The organism is Halomonas elongata (assembly GCF_029081005.1).
Lineage (GTDB): Bacteria > Pseudomonadota > Gammaproteobacteria > Pseudomonadales > Halomonadaceae > Halomonas > Halomonas elongata_B.
Genome location: NZ_JAJQTQ010000069.1, coordinates 1 through 569, shown reverse-complemented (window position 1 = coordinate 569; position 569 = coordinate 1). Strand labels below are relative to the sequence as shown.

Below are 569 nucleotides of genomic sequence, written 5' to 3'. Positions count from 1 at the left end.
AATAAAGCATGACTGCCTTTTTCTACTGGATGAATTCCCGTCAATTGGTGCTGTAGATTACATCAAGAGTAAATCTGGTCTCATTGCTGGTTACAAGCTGAAATTGTTGATTGTTTACCAGGTCGGCTCTCAGCTTGAGGAAATCTACAGTTATGCAGGCAGTAAAACATTACTGGCAAGTGCACCCTGCAAAATTGTTTATTCCGCTTCTGATGTTAAAGATGCGCGGGAGTTATCAGAAGCGATGGGGACACGAACAGTAACTATCGGTTCGAAAAGCAAAAGTCGTAGTCGTGGAGGAACATCGAGATCTGAATCAGAAAGCCTTATTGAGCGTCCACTGGTAACAACAAATGAACTACTTACACTGAAATTTAGTGAAGAAATCCTGGCAATGAAGGGAGAAAACCCGATTCGTTGTGAAAAGGCATTCTACTATCTCAATGAGTATTTCTTTGGTGACTTTGTGAAGGTTGCTCCGGAACTTGCAAACATTTTCCCCAGGAAGAAAGGAAAGCTGGTTATGCCTCCACAGAAAGTATTTGAAAATGAAATCGTCGCAAAAGGGT

Annotated in this window: 1 pseudogene; it reads left to right on the top strand. The window is 41.7% G+C overall.

Annotated elements, in window-relative coordinates:
- Positions 1–569 (top strand): annotated as a pseudogene (taxB, locus tag LU493_RS19465) (relaxosome-coupling protein TaxB); the annotation flags it as partial.